Here is a 21,496-nt window from a genome sequence, read left to right on the forward strand (position 1 = left end):
ATGTAAGAAAAACGTTTTGTGACTTCCTTTGAGGAGCGTGTTCCAGGCTTGGGTGCGTTGGAGAGGGAAGGGATGTGGGCTCCAGCCGCTGTTAAAGATTTGTTCCCTTGAATGGAATGGATGTGAGGTTGGAACAAATCTTTAAAGGCGGACGCTATCGCTCTTCCTCCCACATCCCTTCCCTCTATCTGCTTACAATGCTCAAGAACACCAAGCTCAAACGGACAGTCAGCAAGGTTTTTTCTCCTGGCTGGAGGAGATTTCAGATTCCTAACGGGCGCAGGCGCTGGGGATGATGAGCTGTGAGGATCTGGGATCTGCTGCTTTAGCGATGTTTTTCATCGTTAAAGCAAGAGGTCGTCCTCAGAATCTTACTTTAACAATGAAAAACATCGTTAAAATCACTTTTATCCACCTAGAGGAGCCTTCCGTCCTCTTTTAGCGATGAAAATCATCATTAAAGTGGCTGATTGACCTGGAACCCATGCGTTAACGATGAAAAACATCGTTAAGTGACGCACACATCCATACCTCTACCTTCACCTCTACCTTCACCTTTACCTTCACCTACTGCTAATGACCGCTCTACTATCGCTCTTCCTCCAACATCCCTTCCCTCATCTTCAAAGTGCCAAACTTGCTACACTCAAAAGGACTGCCATTAGAAACAAAAAAAACCGAATAAGCTCCGCAGAAATTGATACACTGCGGGCTTATTCGGGCCTTTTACATTATAAAATTTGTAATCGGAAATATCATCATTTTGGATTGCTTAATCTTTTTTGAGCCGATCTACCATCGAGACCCTGTCGGAATCAGACAAATATTTCTCGACTTTAAAGCAGGCAGGGCACACGTAGACATTCATCGTGAACGGGGCTTTAAGAAAAGGTGCGCCGACTACTTTGGTGATATGAGGCAGAAAGGAATCTACAGTCTGAATCTCATCACCGGCATGGAGCATAAGCTCGTGACAGGTGGAGCATTCCGGAGCCTCTTCCTGTTCACTAGTTAACCGCAAAACCGTTTCGCTGTAGCTGTCAAGAGGCTCGCCATCATCATCCCATGCACCAGCAAAATCCTCATCTTCCTCAACTTCTTCTCCAAGCAGCAGCTGCTGCCCTGTCTGTTTCACCGTCAGCTTGATGCTGCGGTAATCACTCAGCTCATTAAAGCAGTGTGGGCATTCTTCCTCTGGTCCTATCTCTGGATCCCACACGATTTCCGTTTGGCACCAAGGACATATTAGTTCTTCATTTGAATCCATAGCCAAAATTCCTCCAACTATTGTATCAGTCCATTATGTGATCACATATCACTTGAATAAATAATAAACGCCAGCTGCGAAAAAAACAACTGCAAGCGCCAGCAAAGTCCCCCACAAGTATTTCATACTAGAATGCCTCCACCATCTGGATCATTTCAAAATTACGTAATGCAAGCACCAACGACGTATGAAATAGAAACAGAAATCATCATCGCCAGTAAACCTACAGCTCTATTATCTTTCTTGATTTCTTCATCAATTTTAAAATAGGGCGTTAAAAATTCAAAAATAAAATAAGCGGCCAGAAGCAAAACAAAACCAAAACCGGCCCAGATCAAAGTCTGCAGCATCGTAACATCCTTCAGTATGGCAAACCGGAACAGATTACAAATCCCCAGGATTTTCCCGCCAGTCGCCATAGCTACCGAGACATTGCCCGCTTTGATTTCTGCCCAGACTTCATATCTGGTAATCAGCTCGAAAATGGTAAGAAATAAGACAAGCACAAGCACCACTACCGCAAAAAAAGCAAGCGTTGCCAAATAACGGTTATCCAACCACGCATCCAACTCAATATCCATTACTGATTCCCTGCTTTCCCCAAAAAAGTCTGCTTACGGAAACGGTAGAAGAGACCGGGTTTCCCCAGTCCCTCGCAAAGATGCATGCTGTATGATCATTGCTGCTGTTTTCTTGCCGCCAGCTGTGCTTTGAGCACGGCCAGCTCATCCTCAACTCCGCCGCTTTTATCCAGTTGGTCAAGTTCATCATCCAGAGTGCGGCTGGAATCTCGAAGCTCACCACTTGCTTGCGCCTCAGCTTCCATTTGCAGCACCTTCGCAGACATCCGGTCAAAACCTTTAGCCCCATTATCGGTGCCAAAGCCTGACATGGCCTGATTGATCTGCTTTTGTGCTTTGGCAGTTTCAGCCCGGGCGATCAGCAGTTCTTTCTTATTTTTCATTTTGGTAAACTCATCTTTCATTTCAGACAGCTGCCCGCGCAATTGATCGGCATTCTTTTTGGAAATATCATACTGCTCTTTAAATTGATTGCAGCGCGCCTGCTGTTCCTTCTTGTCCTCCAGCGCTCTTCGGGCCAAATCTTCATTGCCCTGCTCCAATGCTTTTAACGCTTGCTCGGTACGCTTAGCAACCAATTCTTCCGATTCATCATATTGCTGCTTGAATTTCTTCTCGATAGCTATTTGTTTGGCAACCGAGGTTTCTGCTTCCAAAATATCTTCTTCCATGTCGCGCAGGAACTGGTTCAGCATCTTTACAGGGTCTTCAGCTTTGTCAAGAAGATCATTGATGGAACCCATAGTTAAATCCCGCAATCTTTTGAATATGCCCATTGACGATTCCTCCTTGAATGTATGTGGTCATAAAAGTTCTGACATCCTCATTTATCTATACATTCATTACATACGCAACAGTTAAAACAGAAGTTTCAAAAAAGCATATTTTTTTCTTAAGCAAGCTCCACGATCGTTACACCTGTACCGCCTTCATTGTAATTTCCTATGCGGTAGCTCTTGACGTGCTTATGCCGTCGTAAATATTCCTGCAAACCCGTGCGTAGAACGCCCGTCCCCTTACCATGGATCAAATAAACCTGACCCAAATTGGACAAAAATGATTCGTCCAGAAAGCGGTCTGCCTCAATGATGGCTTCTTCCAGGTTCATCCCCCGCATATCCAGCTCTGTCCGTGTATTGTCATCTCTTGAGCGCTTGACTGTAGTTGCGGTCTGCATCGGCTTTTTTACCGCCGCGGAGCCTATTCGTTCCAAATCCGCTGTGCGCACCTTCATCTTCATGATTCCTAATTGTACCAGGGCTTCAGTTCCACTTACAACCTCTACAACCTGCCCCTTCTGTCCGAGACTTATCACGCGAACATCGTCACCAGCCTCGATCGTCTCAGGCCGCTTCTTCGCCGCGACTCTTCCTTCTCCGCGCTTTTCGCGCAGCGCCGGTTCCGCCAGATCGAGCCGTCTGCGCGCGTCGATGAGCCGGTGCTCCTTGACGCCGCCTGCTTCCTCAAGCGCCATTCGCCGAAGCTCGGCGATGACCTCCTCCGCCTCGCGCCGCGCCTTCGCAACAGCATCCCGCGCTTCGCGCTCAGCCTTCTCGAGCAGCTTATCCCGCTGGGCATCGAAGCTGCGCTGCTGGGCCTCCAGCTCGCTGCGCAGCGCCTCAGCCTCAATCCGCAGCTGCTCAGCGGTTTGGCGTTCGTTCTCGGCGGCTAAGCGGTTCTCCTCGAGTGAAGCGATCATCGATTCGACGCGTACGTCCTCCTCGGCAACCTGACCTCGGGCATGCTCAATAATCGGCCGCGACAAACCGAGCCGCTCAGCAATCGCAAAAGCATTGCTTCGACCAGGTACACCAACCAGCAGCCGATAGGTTGGGCTGAGCGTCTGAACATCAAACTCCATACTCGCATTGATTGTCCCCGATTTCTGGTAGGCATACGCCTTCAGCTCCGGATAATGCGTAGTCGCAATAATCCGGCAGCCCATTCGATGCATATGATCCAACAAAGAAATTGCCAAAGCAGAGCCCTCAGCTGGATCTGTACCTGCGCCCAGCTCATCAAGCAGAACCAAACTTTTGGGAGTCATATCCCGCAAAATACGAATAATATTAGTCATATGGCTGGAGAATGTGCTTAAATTCTGCTCAATGCTCTGCTCATCTCCAATATCTGCATAGATTGCATCAAACACACATAATTGGCTGCTTTCTTCCGCTGGCACGAAAAGTCCGGACATGGCCATAAGGCTTAACAGACCAACAGTTTTAAGTGATACCGTCTTCCCCCCTGTATTCGGTCCTGTGACGATAATCGTAGAATAAGGACTTCCCAGCTCAAGATCAAGCGGCACAACTGTAGCCGCGGCGATTAAGGGGTGCCGGCCCCGCTTTATTTTAATAAAACCGCGATCATTCAGCAGCGGAAGTGTGGCTTTCATTTCACCAGCCAGTCCAGCCTTGGCAAAATTAAAATCAAGCTCAGCGAGCAAGTCAACATCAGAAACAAGCAGGTCCGCTTGCTCAGCTACCAGCTCGGTTAAGGCTATCAATATTTTCTCAATTTCCACTTCTTCCTTCAGCTTAAGCTCCCTCAGCTTGTTATTCAGCTGCATGACTACCTCAGGCTCAATAAACAGCGTGGCTCCTGAAGCCGACTGATCATGAATCATGCCTCCAAAGCTGGAGCGATACTCCGACTTGACCGGAATGACATAACGGTCATTGCGGATAGTGACCAGAACATCCTGCAGCATCTTCTGGGTAGACGGAGTCCGAATCATTTGCTCCAAGCGCTCTCGAACGCGGGCCTCGCCTGTGCGAAGCTCACTGCGTATCTTTCCAAGTGCAGGGCTTGCGCTATCCATTATCATTGCATTTTCATCAATACAGCCGTTAATCTTATCTTCGAGTGCCTTGTTTTCAGAAAGAAAGTCAGCCTGCTCTTTCAGCATGGGAACCGAATATTCCTCATGCACTGCTGCTATGAAACGCTTCAATCTGCGTGCTCCAAACATCGTGGTTGAAATATCGAGCAGCTCTGCAGGATTCAGCATCCCGCCAATTCTCGCACGATGGAGAGCAGAACGAATATTGCGTACGCCCCCGAAAGGAGCATTCCCCTTAAGCCGCTGCACATTCACCGCTTCATTGGTTGCTTGAAGTCTAAGCTTAACCTGAGTGAAGTCACCTAGCGGATTCAGCATCTCGGCCAACTCTTTGCCTAATGAGGTCGCTGCATGGCTGCTTAATCTATGTAAAATTTTCTCAAATTCTAATGTTTTCAAAATTTTCTCATTCAATGTTTATCCAGCCCCTTTCCTTATATTATAACCAAAGACTTTTCGATTAGCTACGGAATAAACGATTATGGCTAATCCTTCCTCCCATAATTGATGCCTGTCTGGACACAATAACTGGAGTACCTTTTATAAAATCTTACTACCAGGAAGGAGGTTCGAGCGATGCATTTTCTTGGACATGTAGTCAGATTTGTAGTATCCGCGCTAGTGCTGATCGTCGTCAGCTGGCTGGTGCCCGGCTTTCACGTCGGCGGCTTCTGGAGTGCCATTCTTCTCGCTATTGTGATCGCTGTGGGTGCCTGGGTTATTGAAGGAATCTTCGGCAAAAGAATTACTCCATTCGGAAGAGGCATTGTCGGTTTCTTGATTAGCGCCTTGGTCATCTGGCTTGCTCAATTTTTGGTTACCGGAGTTTCAACAAGCCTGATTGGAGCTCTACTAGCTGCCTTAGTGATCGGTATTATTGATTTGTTTATTCCTGTCAGTACGCCGTTCAAAACCAGAACTGAAGCAAGGCATTAGAAAAGATTAGCTTGCATCAACAATAAATTTAGCAACAACACATGAACACATGGTTCAAAATGGTTCAAAATGGTTTCCCATGCACCAGGATCGGTTCAGCGGTATTAGCCGCGGGATCGATCCTTTTTCATTTTATCAGGTAACTCCTTTTCCTTATTTTGCAAGAGAATTTCTGCTCAATTTATTATAAATTCAATGAATCTTCACTAACCCTTCACCTTTTAGACACCGCAAACCTTTCCAAATCATGTTAAAATGAAAGCAGAAATACATTATACACTTTGGAGGGTTTCCAATGAAAAAAATGGCTTTGCTCATCTTAGGATTAACATTAGTTTTTGCTCTGGCTGCCTGCGGAAGCAAAGAAGATAAAGAGACTACCGCCACACCAACACCAGCTGCAGAAACTGGAGGCACCACAGGTAACACTACCGGTCAAAATATTACACTTAAAGCTTCCAATTTCAAATTCAATGAAGCTGAGTACCGTGTTAAAAAAGGCGAAGCTGTTACAATCACCTTGGACAATGAACAAGGCATGCACGGTGCAGCGATTAAAGAGTTTGATGTAAACTTGAAGAAAAATGGCGAAACTATTACATTCACACCTGATAAAGCCGGTTCCTTCCCTATCATATGCTCCATTCAATGTGGTGCAGGGCATAGCACTATGAAGTCAACTTTGATCGTTGAATAATTCTTTTTTAGAACCGCTGCATATTCTGCAGCGGTTTTTTTTCAGTTTAGAAGGTTTGATCGCTTTACAGCGATAAAATATAAGAGGGTTTACCTTTCTAATAGGACTACAAGGTAAGTTCCTGCAGCTGCGCGGCTCTGAAATTGAGCTTGAGCTTCACTTAACGATGTTTTTCATCGTTAAAGGTAGGGTTTCCAGGTCAATCAGCCACTTTAATGATGTTTTTCATCGCTAAAAGGAGAGGAAGGGCCTATCTGGGTGGATAAAAGAGATTTTAACGATGTTTTCATTGTTAAAGTAAGGTTGTCGGGACAACCTAGTGCTTTTAACGATGAAAAACATCGCTAAATCAGCAGCGCTCACCAGTCGCACGCTCAGCTCTTCATCACCAGAGGCTGGAGCCCTTATCCCAAGCTCACCTCCCTCAACTCCCGCAACGCGCCCAAGCCCACAAACATGCACCTTAAAACCTCAAAGCACGCTTCTGACAAGATGAACTGATTGCCCGAAAAACCGAGGAATAAAATCACCTACCCACGGCCAATACCTTTGACTTGCTCAATGTCTTAATTAAACGTGCGCGGTGTGGTGCAGACTTTTGGACTTTTGGACTTTTGGACTTTTGGACTTTTGGATCTTTGCATCTTTGGAACTTAGGAACTTAGGAACTTAGGAACTTAGGAACTTAGGAACTTAGGATTTTATATTCTTAGGACCCGAGGACCTTTACGGACCTCAGAGCCGTTATTTTAGAAATTCAAAGGTTTTTGCCGCTGTTACGGACATGGGAGCCTTTATTGATGCTGAAACCGCGCAAAAATCATGGATTTATGGCTAATAGCGGAACGTATGTCCGTAACTCTCGCGAAAAAGCGATAAATGGTAAAATAGCGGACCTCATGTCCGTAACCATACATCCCTATCCATAAGTATGCCACCACATGTACTAGACCGCAGCGATGCTTACCGGAATGTTGCGATCACCAGCCCAGGCATCGTGGTCAACCTCTTCAAGTAAAGGCTACAAAAATAAACAAGCTGCCTGCCTACTCACATAATGAGAAAGGCAGCAGCTTGTTTATTAACTTGCAATTTTGTGGATACGTTAAGTCTATCTTAAATCATTTTCGAAGAAGTGCTATAAAGGTATCCTTGAAGGTAAGATAGGGTGCAAGAATGGACCCCGACAACAGCTTTTGTGTGGATTCGGAAGGCACTAACATAAGCACATTGACAGCGATAATAAGGATTAAAAGCGCCTCGGCCAACCCTAGCAGCGCCCCGCTCCAACGATTGATCAGATTAAGTCCGGGAGCTTTGAAAAGAAAATTCAGCATTTTTCCGATAACGGACAGGATGATTTTCGCAGCAAAGAATATAATTGCGAAGGATAGTGCATTGAATACATAAGTATCCAAGCTCAGTCCTTCGATAACGGACTCGTACTTCTGATAGCTTTCATAACCAGGAAGCGATAGTTCACTCTGCAGGATTGGAGCAAGCTGGCGAAAAAATCGGAAAGCAATCACATAAGCGATAAAAAAGCCAGCAATGGATATAATCTGAGCTGCAAAGCCCCGCATAAAGCCAAGTATTAGAGATCCGCCAATGACAGCAAGCATGATGTAATCAAGAGCATTCATGTTCGCATCCATTAACTGTCAGTTTCAATCTCAAGAAGCTCGATCCATTCATTGTATTCGATCTGCAGCTTGCCGTATTCCTCTCTCAGTTCGCGCAGTTCAGCTTGAACTTTTTGAAGCTCCTTGCGATCCAGCTCATCATCCTTGTGCATCTTCAGCTTAAGCTCTTCATTTTCCTCACGCGCCTGCCGCAAAAGATTCTCCTGCTCCTTCCGCGCTTGCTCCAGCAGGATTTCCTTTTCCAAACGAGACTGCTCGAGAAGGGCCTCTTTTTCTTTCTGGACTGCCGCTAGAAGAGCCTCTTTCTCCGAATTCGCCTGCTCCAGAAGGGCTTTCTTCTCCGCATCTGCCTGTTCTTGAAGAGCTTCCTTTTCCTTATTGGCCTTCTCAAGAGCAGCTGCTTGTTCGATTCGTGCTTGCTCCAGAATGGCCTCTTTCTCCCTGACCACTTTTGCAAGAGCCTCCGCCTGTTCTCTTTGAACTTGCTCAAGAATTGTTTCTTTCTCCTTACTTACTTCCATCAGAGCAGCAGCTTGCTCCATTCGGGCTTGCACAAGAACTGCCTCTTTTTCCATATATGCCTGCTCCAAAAGAGCTGCCTTTTCTGATTCTAATGCATGGGCTTGCTGAAGAATGATTTCCTGTTCTTTACGGTTCCGCTGTAATAATTGTTCTTTTTCTTTTTCCGTCTGTTCCTCAAGCATCGTAAGCAGCTGCATCAGATCTTCATTTTCTGTGCGCGTCTGCTGCAGTATATTTTTTTCACTGCGAACCTGCTCGAGAAGGACTTCCTTCTCCCGGGCAGCATGCGCCTCAAGGGTTTCTTTCTCCTTCACAGCTTGAGCTTGGAGTGCTTCCTTGTCTTTGGCTGCCTGTGCCAGAAATGCTTCTTTCTCCTTCACAGCTTCAGCTTGGAGTGATTCCTTATCTTTGGCTGCCTGTGCCAGAAGTGCTTCTTTCTCCTTCACAGCCTGAGCTTGGAGTGCTTCCTGATCTTTAGCCGCCTGTGCCAGAAGGGTTTCTTTCTCCTTCATAGCTTGAGTTTGGAGAGCTTCCTTATCTTTGGCTGCCTGTGCCAGAAGTGCTTCTTTCTCCGTTACAGCTTGATCTTGGAGTGCTTCCTTGTCTTTGGCTGCCTGTGCCAGAAGGGTTTCTTTCTCCTTCATAGCTTGAGTTTGAAGAGCCTCTTTATCTTTAGCTGCTTGTTCCAAAAGTGCTTTCTCTGCCTGAAGCTGCTGAATGAGCTTGTTCTTTTCCGCATTGGCCTGCTCCAGAAGGTTCCTTTTTTCTATACTTGCCTGCTCTAAAAGGACTTCTTTCTCTTTTTTTGCCTGTTGAAGGACCGCTTCCTGATCTTTGATGCTCCGTTGCTGCAATTGCTCCTTCTCGGTCTTGGTCTGCTCTTCAAGCAGATTGAGCAGTTGCATCAGGTCATCATTTTCCGCACGGATTTGCTGTAATAAAGCGTCTTTCTCTACACGAACCTGCTCAAGAGAGGTCTCTTTCTCCACACGTGCCTGCTCAAGCAGCGTATCCTTCTCTGCTTGGAGCTGCTGTTCGAGATTATTTTTTTCAACCTTAGTGTGCTCGATCAGAATGTTTTTCTCAATTTCAGCCTGCTCCAGGAGAGCTTTCTGCTCTTCACGGGCTTGTTGGAGAGTAGCTTCCTTCTCCCTGAGACTGCTTTGTAACAATTCTTCTTTCTCCGCCTTCGTCTGTTCTTCCAGCAGTGTAAACAGCTGCATCAGCTCATCATTTTCCGACCGGGCTTTTTGAAGCAAACCATCTTTTTCAGTTGTAATCCGCTCAAGGAGTGTTTCCTGCTCTCTACGAGCTTGTTCTTGAAGGGCTGCTTTCTCAGCTTCAAACTGCTGCAAAAGATTTTCCTTCTCCATATTCACTTGTTCAAGAAGCTGGCTTTTTTCTAGTTGAGCCTGCTCAAGAAGAGCTTCTTTTTCTATGTTTGCTTGCTGCTGATTGGCTTCTTGTTCCGTGAGACTAAGCAGCAGCAGCTCCTCTTTCTCTGCATTTGCCTGTTCTTCAAGCTTAAGCTGCTTTATAAGCTCAGCTTTTTCCAAACGGGCTTGCTGCAGCAGGCTATCTTTTTCTTTACGGACTTGCTCAAGAAGGAGCTCCTGCTTTTCTCTCGCCTCTTTTTCCTTTCGAGCCTGCTCCAATAAAACCGTTTTCTCTGCTTGATGCTGCTGCACCAGGCTTTTTTTCAAGGCATCCGCTTGCTCCAGAAGCTTACTTTGCTCCACTCGGGCCTGCTCTACCAGGGCTGCTTTCTCCTCGTTTGCTAGCTGAAGATTTAGTTCTTGCTCCAACAGACTCTGCTCCAGTAACTCTTCTTTTTCCTCATTCGCCTTCTTCAGAAGAGCCGCTTTTTCCGCATCTGCCTGCTCGATAAGGACGGCCTTTTCCACGCGGGCTTGCTCAAGAAGTGTCTCTTTTTCAATACGCGCTTGTTCCAAAATCACGGTTTTCTCTTCATTTGCTCGCATAATGCTAGCTTCCACCTCAGCAAGATTACGCTTCAGCAAAGCCTCTTTGTCGGTCTCAGCCTGTTCTTCAATAAGCTTGATCATCTGCACAAGGTCATCATTTTCTGCTTGAGCCTGCTGCAGCAAACCTTCTTTTTCTTTGATTATCTGATCTACAAGGATATCTTTTTCCCTATTAGCTTGCTCTAGTAGAGACTCTTTTTCGGCATTAGCCTGCTTGAGAAGGTCTTCTTTTTCCGCGATTGCCTGCTCTAATAAAGCTTCATTCTCTGCATTTGCCTGCTCGATAAGAGCAGCTTTTTCTGCATTTGCCTGCTCGATAAGAGCAGCTTTTTCCGCATTTGCTTGCTCTGTAAGAGCTTTTTTCTCTGCATTTACTTGCTCTAAAAGGATTTCCTTTTCCATGATTGCCTGCTCTAATAAAGCTTCATTCTCTGCATTTGCCTGCTCGATAAGGGCAGCTTTTTCCGCATTTGCTTGTCCTAGAAGTGTCTCTTTTTCCTCATTCGCTTGCGCCAGAAGTGTCTCTTTCTCCACACGAGCCTGCTCCAGGACAGCTGCCTTCTCCGCTTTAAGCTGCTGCAAGAGATTCCGTCTGTCTAAACGTGCCTGCTCTAAAATGACTTCCTTCTCTTCGCTTGCTTGCTGCAGCTTGGCTTCTTTTTCGGCCAGGCTCTGCTGCAATAACAGCTCGTTCTCTTTCTCTGCCTTGGCCTGTTCCTCGAGCTGCTTCAGCTTTTGTATGAGCTCATCATTTTTTGCGCGAGCCTGCTGCAGCAATGCATCTTTCTCCGCACGGGTCTGCTGTAGAAGGGTTTCTTTTTCCGCATTAAGCTGCTGTAGAAGGTTCTTCTTCTCCACGCGGGCTTGCTCCAGAAGGTTTCTTTTTTCCGTTCGGGCTTGCTCTTGGATAGCCTCTTTTTCTTTATTCGTTTGCTGAAGCAAGGCTTCCTTCTCTGTCTTATTTTGCTGTGTGAGCTTTTCTTTCTCGCTCTTTGTTCGCGCTTCAAGCAGCTTTAGCTGCTCTTCCATCCCTTGGTTCTGTTTCTTTAGCTTGGCTGTCTCCTGAGAAATAGCGTCATACTTTGCGGTATGCTCCTTCAGGAGCTGAAGATTCTCTTCATGCTTCTGCTGAACTCCCTCATGAGTTTCCAGCAATCGAACATATTCTTCTTGCAAAGTTTCTGCCTGCTTCTGCTCTTTGCGCAGTTGATCTACAGTGTCAGTAGTACGCAAGTTTTCGTCGGCCATGTTGACAGCAGCAAGCACTGCAATTCGCTGCGAATCCATCCGCGGATATCCTTTGGCAATACGGAGCATCTGCTCGTTCACAAGATCTGCAACTCGTTTCATGTAATTCGGGCTGGTAGTTGCCATAAGCTTATATGAACTGCCATATATATCAACTGTAATTTTCGTTTTTTCATCGGGATTGCTCATAAAAGGTTTCCTCCTCAAATCTTTGCCTCAGCAATACCAGCACGAAAGCTTCATACTTTAGATAAAAAGCTGGTTATATCGAGTAGTTCGATACAGCCAGCCTATTTTCCTGCCCTTAGGTGTTTGGTTTTGTTATTTTCTTAGTTCAGCAGCAAATTTCTCTTCCAAAGCGCGAACTACGCTGCCATGCAGCTCTGTTACTTCCTCATCCAGCAGCGTGCGCTCCGGGTGACGGTATAGAAGTGCGAACGCTACACTTTTTCTGTCAGCCCCCAGCCGCTCTCCTGTAAAAATATCAAAAACCTGCAGTGATTCAAGCAATGAACCGGCAATTTCCCGGATCGTGCTCTCCATATGTCCGACAGCTACCGCTTGCCCGACCACAACTGCCATATCCCGTCCGATTGCCGGATAGCGCGGAAGCAACTTGTAATCAATTTCGGAACCAGCGGCGGCTATAATGGACTCCATTTCGACCTCCAACACATACGTATCCTCAAGATCGCGACGCTGTTGAAGCGCTGGATGCAGCTGGCCAATCCGGCCAATCAGTTTGTTTCCATCTTCGCTGTTCAAGTAAAGCTCTGCCGTTCTACCTGGATGGAAGCCTTCCGGCTGCGCCGATTCGTAAACCAGGCCTTTTATACCCAGATAATCAATTAGACGATCGAAGATTCCTTTTAGATCATAAAAATCTATGTTCTCCGACTTCTGACCCCAATGGGCTTGCCTGCGCTTGCCTGCCAGTACAATGGACAGCAACAGCTTCTCCTGCGGGAGGTCCGTTAAGGTTTCCTCATCCGTAACAAACACATTTCCCATTTCAAAAATAGCCAGGTCACTCGTGCTGCGATTGCGATTATAGCTTACTACCTCCAGCAGGTTAGGCATTAGGCTTGTACGCAGAGTGCTCCGCTCCTCGCTCATCGGCATAGCCAGGGCAATCGGCTGTGACTGTGGATAAAGCCCCGGGAAATCTGCTTTTTGAGCAGGGTGAGTGAAGGAATACGTAATCACCTCGTGCAAGCCGCTTTGAGTGAGCAAGTTACGAGTGATGCGGCGGATGGCTTGTTCTTTATTCAAGGAACCAGGTGTGGTGACTCCTGTCATTAATGTTGTTGGAAGATTGTCGTAGCCATAAAGACGGGCTACCTCTTCAATGAGATCAACATCGCGGGTAATGTCGCCGCGGCGGCTTGGCACATGTACAAGCAATGTGTTCTCGCCCTCATTGTCATAAGTGAAATGCAGACGATCAAGCGTTTCCTGCATCTCAGAAAGTGATAACTCCGTGCCAAGGTAAGTATTCACCTTGGACAGTGCAAGCTGAATGAGAACAGGCTTATGCTCTCCGGCAACAGCTTCGACGATGCCTTCAGCGACGGTGCCATTGGCATATTGAGCCATCAATGCTGCAGCGCGGTTTAAAGCCGGCAGCACCGCTTCCGGGTTTACTTCTTTCTCGAAGCGCAGGCTCGCTTCAGAGCGAAGGCCAAGCTGGCGCGAGGCTTTGCGTACGGAGCTGCCCGCGAATTTGGCGGACTCCAGCAGGATGCGCGTCGTCCCCTCTGTCACCTCGGAGTTGGCACCGCCCATAACACCGGCTAACGCCACAGGCTTCGTACCGTCCGTGATAAGCAGCATATGCGGCTCCAGCGTCCGCTCAGCGCCGTCCAGCGTGACAAGCTTCTCTCCGGGCTCAGCAAGACGCACGTCGATGTGCCCGTTCTCCAGGTTGTCTGCATCAAATGCATGCAGCGGCTGTCCATACTCGAGCATCACGAAATTGGTGATGTCGACAATATTGTTGATGGGGCGGATTCCTGCCCCCATTAAGCGGTTCTGCAGCCATAGCGGCGAAGTTCCGATTTGCACGCCCTCGATGAGACGAGCAGCGTAGTGCGAGCATTGCTCGGCAGCCGTAATGCTGACGCTGATGCGATCAGCAGCTTGAACGACAGCACCGCCGCTGGCGCGAAGGGTCTGCTCGCTATCCGGCAGCTTGATGCCCCGGCCCAGAATCGCAGCAATCTCATAGGCGGCGCCCAGCATGCTCAGGCAGTCGGAACGATTCGGGGTAAGATCGAAATCGAGAATCTTGTCGTCAATATCAAGTACTTCGAGGATCGATCTGCCAATTTCCGTATCCTGCGGAAGGACAAGAATGCCTTCCTGAATTTCTTTGGGCAGCAGCTTGTCGTTGAGCCCGAGCTCCTTCGCGGAGCAGATCATTCCTTGCGATTCCATGCCGCGCAGCTTGGCGCGCTTGATCTCCAAACCACCTGGCAGCACAGCGCCCACAAGTGCGACTGGAACTTTTTGTCCGGCATCGACGTTCTTGGCTCCGCAAACAATCTGCAGGTCTTCGCCTTGACCCACATCCAGGATGCACACACTAAGCTTATCCGCATCAGGATGCTTCTCCCGTGATTTCACGTAGCCAACAACGACTTGGGTAACTCCTTTGTTAAGATCCTCAACGGTATCTACTTCAATCCCGCTGCGAGTCAGCTTCTCGGCTAGCTCTTCTGCTGTAAATCCGGAAACGTCCACATATTCAGACAACCATTTATAGGATACTTTCATTGCTGCACTCCTCCTAATAGCTTTCGTAAGAAAGCTAACTTCGTAAGCATAATCTTTGATCTTCGTTTGAGCGTTCTTTAAGAACGCTAACTTCATAAGCATGTTCTTTGAGCTTTTATACTTTTTCTTTTATCTTTTTATATATGAACGAACTGCTTTAAGAAACGTAAATCATTCGTGTAAAAATGACGGATATCCTCAATGCCATATTTCAGCATCGCAATCCGCTCCGCTCCCATACCGAAAGCAAAACCGCTGTATTCATTCGGATCATAGCCTGACATTTCCAGTACGCGAGGATGCACCATGCCTGAACCTAGAATCTCAATCCAACCTGTATGCTTACAGATTCTGCAGCCTTTGCCGCCGCACATCATGCAGGATACGTCCACTTCTGCACTCGGCTCTGTAAAAGGAAAGAAGCTGGGGCGGAGACGAATTTCCGTGTTTGCACCGTATAGCTCTCTTACGAATTGCAGCAGCGTCCCCTTCAAATCGCTCATACGGATGTTGCGGTCGATGACCAGGCCTTCAATTTGAGAAAATTGATGGGAATGGGTCGCATCATCATCATCTCTGCGGTATACCTTGCCGGGAGAGATAATTTTGATCGGCACCGCACCTTTACTCGCTTGCATAGTCCTCACCTGAACCGGGGAGGTTTGTGTGCGCATAAGAATCTCATCTGTAATATAGAAGGAATCCTGCATATCTCGGGCAGGGTGCTCCTTAGGTAAGTTCAGCGCCTCAAAGTTATAATAATCCCGTTCCACTTCAGGCCCTTCCGCGATAATGAAGCCCATTCCGAGGAAAATATCTTCGATTTCCTGCACAACCTTGTTAATCGGATGCACGGCACCTAGCGGTGATGGACGACCTGGAAGTGTTACGTCGATCGTCTCAGCGCGCAATCTGTTCTCGGTCTCCTGTGCTTGATAGGCAGCCTGCTTTTGTTCAATAACAGCTTCAATTTCAGCACGCACATCATTCGCCACTTGTCCGATGAGCGGACGTTCCTCAGCGCTTAGCGCCCCCATACCGCGGAGCACCTCAGTGAGAGGTCCCTTTTTTCCTAAATATTTGATTCGCAGATCATTAAGCTCCTGTTGGCTATTTACCCCGCCAAGCTCCTGCAATGCCTCCTGCTTTAATGCTTCCAAACGAGCTTTCATCGTTGTGCCCTCCTACATAAAATCATATTTTCGCTGTCTCGTCGGGACGGTTTTCACTTTTTTTCGCACAAAAAAAGACCTCCCCATCCCGGATAAGGGACGAAAAAAGCCGTGGTACCACCCTTGTTAGATCGCCCGCCGTTCTGCTGCTTGGCAGCATAGCGAAGCTGAATCTCACTTCATTGAACATAACGGACCTGTGTGTCCGGTTCCCCCTACTGAAGCCGCCTCTATGGGCTCACTTGTTCAAAGGACTGCTCGGGAGCGAACTTCGGCAGCCTGTTTCTTTGGGGATGCTCTCAATCTCTGGCTTCCCTTCCCTGTAAAGAGGCACTGCTTACTCTTCTCCGTCGATGCATTTGCTAAGTATTTTGGTTTACCAATTATTATATTGCAAAATGCAGGTAAGATGCAAGCTCTTAAATGGAAATGTGCAATTATAGGAGCTTGGCTCTCGGCTGACGAGATTTCCTAGCGGATGCAAGCGCTGGGTATGAATAGCGCGCGCAGCTGTGAAGGATCTGCTACTTTAACGATGTTTTTCATCGTTAAAAGCACCAGTCCTTTCCACATCCTTACTTTAACGATGAAAAACATCGTTAAAATCCCTTTTAAGCACCCAGATATGCCATTCATCCTCTTTTAACGATGAAAATCATCATTAAAGTGACGGATTGACTGGAAACCCTTAATTTAACGATCAAAAACATCGTTAAGTGAAGCACACGACTCATTTTGCGGGAGGCGTACTGCTACGAGGTGGGCTGCTACAGAAGTCTCTTCCCCAAAAACTTGAATTTATTTGAAGTTCAATTAGAAAGGGTAATCCCTCTGATTACTTTCCAATAACTCAAAAAAAACTTCTACCAAGACGATACTTGGTAGAAGTCATGATAGGCCCGGTGGGGGTCGAACCCACGACAAGATGATTAAGAGTCAACTGCTCTGCCAGCTGAGCTACGGACCTGAACATGAATATTTTATCATCTTTTTAATGAATATTCAAGTCCGCGTCAGAACCATTCCGGCAAACTCTTACCATTCGATACTTGAGAATACGCCATCCGTTACAATTTCCATTATCGCAAAATTATATATTTATTCCATTTTAATCATAAATTATATATTATTAATTAATTATCCAACCGATACAAACCAACATCATCAATAAACAACTGTTCTCCGGCACTAAAGTAATAAAGCGGGAACCCGAATTGAACTTTGTTCACTGCTGCAGTTACTTCAAATACAGTCCGCAGCGGGACCCATGTCCCCTCATGTCCTGCCAGCGATATTCTCTCAGTTACTATGGAACTGAGTGTGGCATCACTTTCATCTTTCAAATTGATATACCATTGAATAGTACCGTTTGGAGTCGAATTTATCGGTACGTAGTAGTAAACTACCGCTTCGTATAATCCAGGCTCGACGGAAATGTCCTGTAACGGCCCGCCCACCGGATTGATGTCCGAGGCCACAAGACTGTACTCGCCTGATCTCACCGCTGCCTGGGTGCGGCTCATCCAGCCGCTACCTTCTGTCCAATAACTCCATGAGGTCGCTTGCGCAAGATTCCCGCTATCGCCGATTTCAAAGGAAGCATTCGCCACTAAATTCGTCAAATTTGTCGCTGGTGCTACCACAAATGGTAAGGATTCAACAGGCGTTGAATGCTGGTAAGATACCTTATAGCCAACGCTCTGTTCAATTGATGAAGCAGGAACTCCTGGAACAGTCAAGGTAGCCGTACGAGTAGCTTCATTCCATGATATAGCGCTTGGCGTTATCGATACAGCAGTTTCATTATTCATTTGCTGCTGAATGATAAAGCTGCTCACCTCAGGTACTTCAGCCGGTTCACGGTCGAATACGGCTTCGATCTGACCGTTCTCCGCTTGCACAGACGTGATGACTGCCTGATCATCGGCTGCGTCCAAGCGATACAAAGCGACGTCATCGATAAAGACTTTTTCACCAGGTTTGAAATACCATAGTGGAAAACCAAATTGGACCGTACTTATTTCTCCCGTTACCTCAAATACCGTTTCCAATGCCGTCCATTTCCCTTTGTTTGGTGATACTGGTGTTTTCTCCGTTACAATCGATTTGATCAATTGATTATTGCTATCCTTTAAATTAATGTACCATTGCAGCGTTCCTTCCATAACAGAATCTGCTGATGTGTAGTAACGTACTATTGCCCCATAGGTTCCAGGCTCCAGTGTGGTAATATCCTGCATCGGACCGCCAACAGGGAATATTCCATTAGCAACAAGACTGTATTGTCCGGATTTCACAGTTTCTTGGGTTCTAGTCGTGTAGCCTGTGCCTTCCGTCCAGTAGTACCAAGAGGATGCCTGCCCACCTGAACCGATTTCGAACGATGGGTTTGTTATTAAATTGAGCTTGTTTTTTGCGATGGCCAACAAGAGCAAGGCATTGTCGCGGACAAAGGGTTGATCACTTTCCGCCAATTCTTGAAGCCGTTCCATAAAAGCGGTACTTCCGGGAGCCGTCTCGACCCAATCAACGAGAGCGGAAAAAATGCCTTCGCGTGCACCGGTCCAAGCCCCTCCGTAAATCGGAGGATGAAGTGGAATATTCAGAATAGGGTCGTCTTTGAATTGTTCCAATAATTCCATACGCTTCTTTGCCATTTCCATACTAATGCCGCTATCTTTCATTAACTCCAGCAAGGTCAATGCTTCCTGTTCATTCGTTGGACTAGGGACTGCGGCATTATCGTTATACGTGTAACTAAGCACCGATGCCTCGTAAAACTCAAAAGCGAGCATGAGCTTCTGTGCCCGAACCTTCTGCTTATCCGATTGGGACTTGGCAACAACCTGTTCCATTAAAAGACGACTTGCGGCCATATCTTCTTTCGTTACAGCCTTCAAATAGCTAGAATCAAATAAATTCAAATAATTATATCTTTCTGGAGAGCTGGCCCAATCCAGATACCACTCCGTTGTAAATATACGCGTCGTCCAGAACTGCTCCCAGTACTCATAGTACTGCTTCAAATAAGGTGCCGCTTCGGCCCCTACTGTTCTCACGTACCATTCGTCCAAAAGATCATCGACATTAAGATCAGGATTCCATTGCAGCTTGGCGGAAAGCCAAGGTTTGGCTCCTTCTCCGAAGTTCGGATACAATTCAGCTACATGAGCGATAACGCCGTGATCCTTTGCATACTTATAAACCTCAGACATTTGTTGCGGATAAACACGCGGTACATTATAGGGAGAACCATACAAATATTCATAGAACGCCAGATTCGATGCCGCTTCCCTCCACTTTTCGGTATGCTGTTTTCCGAGATTGCCCATCGCGGGATCCAACCAGGACATCCGATCATCTGTAATGTAAGGAATGACCCGGGGATTTAATTGCACATTCGTCGGCGGATCATATACGTTCCAGTAAGCCAATAAACCAAAATATTTATCGGGATGTTGTGCCAAAACACCTTCAACGATTTTGTTAACCCATGGGTAATAAATTTCCGACATATTCAAATAGCCGATTGAATTAATTTCACCGGTGTAATTCGGGTGATCCGGCTTAGCCTCACAAAACCTTTTACTGTCATTTACTCCTAATGAGTAGGATTGCTTGTCAGGATTTTTATCAAAATAGTCTATGATTCGTCCGATCGCAACTTCTGCTGTCGTATCATTCATGCAAGGCTGCCAATCGTAAGGCGAAGTCGGTATCACCCCGTCCACATAGTACTCAGGATGTTGAGAGAAGAAAACAGGGTCAAACAAATTTTTCATATTGTGATGAAACTGAATATTTTCATATATTCGATTGTGGCGAGCCCACTCGGTATTTGTAGACGGTATCGTAAACTCATTCGTCGTTATCGTTTCCGTACCCCAGAACTGCCGGGATATCGCCGCTGGTTGTTCACGAATTGTACCAAGCGGAATGGAAATGGTGCTCCGTTCAGGCACATCTTCGCCATCCGGGCCGGGAAGCAGCCAACGAACACCTACATAACGTTCAAGAAACTCGTACACGCCAAACTCCGTTCCCCAATCTGTAGGTCCGATAATCGTAATTCGATTGTCATTCGCTACCATTACGAACCCGTCTCCCGTCAATCCTGCCAACAGATGATTTAGCTGCTGTTGATCTTCTGACGCACTCGTACCCACATATATACGAATCACACCTGCCTGTAGACCTTCCACTGCAGTGGTTTGAATCGGCAATTCGACTCCGGTAGATTTCCGTACATACTCCACCAGCGTATCTGCTGCGTTAAGTACCTGTTCGTCTGCCCCCGCATCAACGAGAACAATCGCAGGGCTTTGACCGTTTTCAATAAGTTTGATGGGCTGTTGTGTAGTCTCCCCACCCATTCCGTCCCCTGTAGAAATGGGTGATCCTGAGGTTGGTGCCCCCTCTCCTTCCAGTTGCAGCGGAGGCTTTTCGAACGTAGTTCCTTTCGCTTGTTCATGCATGTAAGCCTTCTCAATAGTTCCCTGTCCAACAATCTTTAGGATAGCTTCCAGTTCCAGAAGAATGATCTTTGCATCTTTCTCCGTTCTTAGCTGCATTCCTTTGGCCTGCGTACGGACAGTCAGCTTATCCAAGACACCTTGAATCAGTTCAATGATTATATTCGAAGCTTCCACATCTATGGTGGTAAAGTCCCCCTTAAAGATTACCTTGCTTCCTTCCGGCAGACCAGTAGCAACCTTAATGTTGGTAAAACCTCCTTCTATAAATTCTGCTCCCTCCAAAGCTTCCTCCAAAATTACAGAAGAACGGACCGTAACAGTCCCAACCGTCGTGCCTCCTTCTAACACAATGCGAACCGTGCCTTTGCTTTTCTCAATAACGGCTGATGCCAGGACGGAATCGCGGAAATGAACGCTGTTGGCTCCCCCGCCTTTTACAGTTGTTTCCCCGCGAACTGTCACACGATCGAGCAGCACGTCACCTTCTCCGATCCCAGCAGCCAGTAGCAAATCACCGAGGATAGTCATATTGCGCAGCGTAACTCCTGCTGTCGTAATGATTACATTTCCAGTAATTGTCTCTGCCGCGTCCTCTGATCCGTACACACCCGCTTGATCGAAGGTTTTATTTGCGGTTCCTGATGAAGACAATTCCAAAGCTCTGTCGAGAATCGTCACCGCTTCAGCGCGCGTCATCGATCCTGCTGGTTTAAAGCTTCCATCCTCATAACCGCCTAAGATCTTGTGTTCTGCAAGCTTCTGAACCGCTGCATGGCTCCACGCTGCAATCGCCGCTTCATCAGTAAAGGCTGGAACAACATACGACGTATGGTTCGCCAAGTAAGGGGTTAGAATACGCTCCATCATGACTGCCGTTTCCTGCCTGCTGATCTCGTTTTCTATTCGAACAGTCCCATCTTCATAACCGCTGAGATATCCTGCTTTCACTGCAATGGACACGTCTTCATACTGCCAATCTGCTGCTGATAAATCTGAAAAAGCCATTTCACCTTTCTCCTTAAATCCGAAGGAACGATTGATGAAAGCAATCCATTCACCTCTTGAAATCCTACGATCCGGCGCAATATCGCCATTGGAATAACCTTGCAGCAAGCCCTCCTGCAGCCATTTCTTTAACTGCGCCTCTGCCCAATGCCCCTCGATATCCGAGCTGTCCTGGCCTTTCGTCCCGCCAGCAGGCAGAATCGAAGTATCGAAAGCCGCACTGACTTTTGTGAAAGCAAATGAAGTAAAAATCATACTAAAGATCAAAACAGCCGTTACGACTTTCCATCCACATTCCCTGAATTTCATGCTTCATCCTCGTTTCTTTTCATATTAGCTGATTAG

The 21,496-nt window shown here is 46.9% G+C and carries 11 protein-coding genes and 1 tRNA gene; 2 read left to right on the forward strand and 10 right to left on the reverse strand.

All coding sequences use genetic code 11. The annotated features are described in order from the left end of the window. Positions 1-772: 772 nt before the first annotated feature. The 4 genes from J2Z66_RS24720 to J2Z66_RS24735 form a co-directional block, all read right to left on the reverse strand. Positions 773-1,267 (reverse strand): hypothetical protein, encoded by a 495-nt coding sequence (locus tag J2Z66_RS24720; protein WP_209975404.1) that lies wholly within the window; start codon positions 1,265-1,267, stop codon positions 773-775. A 161-nt stretch (positions 1,268-1,428) separates the two neighbouring features. Next, complete coding sequence (locus J2Z66_RS24725; RefSeq protein ID WP_209975405.1) at positions 1,429-1,848, reverse strand: DUF350 domain-containing protein; 420 nt, start codon at positions 1,846-1,848, stop codon at positions 1,429-1,431. A gap of 95 nt (positions 1,849-1,943) precedes the next feature. Continuing rightward, on the reverse strand, positions 1,944-2,624 hold the full coding sequence (locus J2Z66_RS24730; protein WP_209975406.1) for a PspA/IM30 family protein: 681 nt from the start codon (positions 2,622-2,624) through the stop codon (positions 1,944-1,946). 116 nt (positions 2,625-2,740) lie between these two features. Continuing rightward, positions 2,741-5,107, reverse strand: coding sequence for an endonuclease MutS2 (locus tag J2Z66_RS24735; RefSeq protein ID WP_209975407.1), 2,367 nt, complete (start codon positions 5,105-5,107; stop codon positions 2,741-2,743). A gap of 162 nt (positions 5,108-5,269) precedes the next feature. On the opposite strand from J2Z66_RS24735, the gene J2Z66_RS24740 reads away from it, so the two are divergent. Both J2Z66_RS24740 and J2Z66_RS24745 read left to right on the forward strand, forming a co-directional pair. Next, positions 5,270-5,629 carry a phage holin family protein gene (locus J2Z66_RS24740; protein WP_209975408.1) on the forward strand — a complete coding sequence of 120 codons (360 nt, stop codon included), beginning with the start codon at positions 5,270-5,272 and terminating at the stop codon, positions 5,627-5,629. Positions 5,630-5,924: 295 nt separating this feature from the next. Beyond that, on the forward strand, positions 5,925-6,326 hold the full coding sequence (locus J2Z66_RS24745) for a cupredoxin domain-containing protein (RefSeq protein ID WP_209975409.1): 402 nt from the start codon (positions 5,925-5,927) through the stop codon (positions 6,324-6,326). Positions 6,327-7,447: 1,121 nt separating this feature from the next. Here J2Z66_RS24745 and J2Z66_RS24750 read toward each other — a convergent pair. The 6 genes from J2Z66_RS24750 to J2Z66_RS24775 all read right to left on the reverse strand — a co-directional run bounded on the left by J2Z66_RS24750 (position 7,448) and on the right by J2Z66_RS24775 (position 21,460). Beyond that, the gene (locus tag J2Z66_RS24750) at positions 7,448-7,969 is read right to left on the reverse strand and encodes a CvpA family protein (protein WP_209975410.1); all 522 of its coding nucleotides are present in this window, start codon (positions 7,967-7,969) and stop codon (positions 7,448-7,450) included. A gap of 11 nt (positions 7,970-7,980) precedes the next feature. Continuing rightward, entirely contained in the window at positions 7,981-11,913 is a 3,933-nt protein-coding gene (locus J2Z66_RS24755) for a hypothetical protein (protein WP_209975411.1), read from the reverse strand. A 132-nt stretch (positions 11,914-12,045) separates the two neighbouring features. Next, a complete protein-coding gene (gene pheT / locus J2Z66_RS24760) occupies positions 12,046-14,499 on the reverse strand; it encodes a phenylalanine--tRNA ligase subunit beta (protein ID WP_209975412.1) in 2,454 nt (817 codons plus the stop codon). 137 nt (positions 14,500-14,636) lie between these two features. Further along, a complete protein-coding gene (pheS, locus tag J2Z66_RS24765) occupies positions 14,637-15,671 on the reverse strand; it encodes a phenylalanine--tRNA ligase subunit alpha (RefSeq protein WP_209975413.1) in 1,035 nt (344 codons plus the stop codon). An 894-nt stretch (positions 15,672-16,565) separates the two neighbouring features. Further along, positions 16,566-16,638, reverse strand: a tRNA-Lys gene (locus J2Z66_RS24770). Between the two features lie 166 nt (positions 16,639-16,804). After that, positions 16,805-21,460 (reverse strand): DUF4838 domain-containing protein, encoded by a 4,656-nt coding sequence (locus J2Z66_RS24775; protein WP_209975414.1) that lies wholly within the window; start codon positions 21,458-21,460, stop codon positions 16,805-16,807. Positions 21,461-21,496 lie beyond the last annotated feature (36 nt).

Origin of the sequence: Paenibacillus eucommiae, assembly GCF_017874215.1 — a bacterium.
GTDB classification, from domain to species: Bacteria; Bacillota; Bacilli; order Paenibacillales; family NBRC-103111; genus Paenibacillus_AI; species Paenibacillus_AI eucommiae.